The sequence below is a fragment of the Gilliamella sp. B3367 genome (genome assembly GCF_026536825.1).
Lineage (GTDB): Bacteria > Pseudomonadota > Gammaproteobacteria > Enterobacterales > Orbaceae > Gilliamella > Gilliamella apicola_E.
In genome coordinates this window covers 1-1,655 of sequence record NZ_JAFNNJ010000001.1, presented here as the reverse complement: position 1 = coordinate 1,655, position 1,655 = coordinate 1, and the positions used below count along the sequence as shown (strand labels likewise).

At 50.6% G+C, this 1,655-nt stretch carries 1 rRNA gene; it reads right to left on the bottom strand.

Annotation, left to right across the window (positions count from 1 at the left end):
- Positions 1–41: 41 nt before the first annotated feature.
- A 16S ribosomal RNA gene (locus tag J3U23_RS00005) occupies positions 42–1,579 on the bottom strand.
- Positions 1,580–1,655 lie beyond the last annotated feature (76 nt).

Here is a 1,655-nt window from a genome sequence, read left to right as displayed (position 1 = left end):
CCCTAAACAAACAATCTGTGTGAACACTTACGAGCTCTTCGTAAGGAGGTGATCCAACCGCAGGTTCCCCTACGGTTACCTTGTTACGACTTCACCCCAGTCATGAATCACACCGTGGTAAACGCCCTCCCGAAGGTTAAGCTATCTACTTCTGGTGCAACCCACTCCCATGGTGTGACGGGCGGTGTGTACAAGGCCCGGGAACGTATTCACCGTGACATTCTGATTCACGATTACTAGCGATTCCGACTTCATGGAGTCGAGTTGCAGACTCCAATCCGGACTTAGACGTACTTTATGAGGTCCGCTTGCTCTCGCGAGGTCGCCTCCCTTTGTATACGCCATTGTAGCACGTGTGTAGCCCTGGTCGTAAGGGCCATGATGACTTGACGTCGTCCCCACCTTCCTCCGCTTTATCAACGGCAGTCTCCTTTGAGTTCCCGACCGAATCGCTGGCAACAAAGGATAAGGGTTGCGCTCGTTGCGGGACTTAACCCAACATTTCACAACACGAGCTGACGACAGCCATGCAGCACCTGTCTCACAGTTCCCGAAGGCACTCTCGCATCTCTGCAAGATTCTGTGGATGTCAAGACCAGGTAAGGTTCTTCGCGTTGCATCGAATTAAACCACATGCTCCACCGCTTGTGCGGGCCCCCGTCAATTCATTTGAGTTTTAACCTTGCGGCCGTACTCCCCAGGCGGTCGATTTATCGCGTTAGCTTCGGAGCCCATCACTCAGGGCAACAAACTCCAAATCGACATCGTTTACAGCGTGGACTACCAGGGTATCTAATCCTGTTTGCTCCCCACGCTTTCGCATCTCAGCGTCAGTATCTGTCCAGAAGGCCGCCTTCGCCACCGGTATTCCTCCACATCTCTACGCATTTCACCGCTACACGTGGAATTCTACCTTCCTCTACAATACTCTAGTTAACCAGTTTTAAGTGCAATTCCTAGGTTGAGCCCAGGGCTTTCACACCTAACTTAATTATCCGCCTACATGCCCTTTACGCCCAGTCATTCCGATTAACGCTCGCACCCTCCGTATTACCGCGGCTGCTGGCACGGAGTTAGCCGGTGCTTCTTCTGTAATTAACGTCAATTGATGCACCTATTAGATACACCACCTTCCTCATTACCGAAAGTACTTTACAACCCGAAGGCCTTCTTCATACACGCGGCATGGCTGCATCAGGGTTTCCCCCATTGTGCAATATTCCCCACTGCTGCCTCCCGTAGGAGTCTGGACCGTGTCTCAGTTCCAGTGTGGCTGGTCATCCTCTCAGACCAGCTAGAGATCGTCGCCTTGGTAAGCCTTTACCTCACCAACTAGCTAATCCCATATGGGTTCATCAAATGGCGCATGGCCCGAAGGTCCCATGCTTTGGTTTCTCAACATTATGCGGTATTAGCAGTCGTTTCCAACTGTTGTCCCCCTCCATTCGGCAGATCCCCATACTTTACTCACCCGTCCGCCACTCGTCATCAAGTGCAAGCACTCATGTTACCGTTCGACTTGCATGTGTTAAGCCTGCCGCCAGCGTTCAATCTGAGCCATGATCAAACTCTTCAATTTAAAGTTTGATGCTCAATAACTGTCTCTGACATAATTCAAATGAATCTTCAGTGTCACTTATCAAGACTTAATTTTT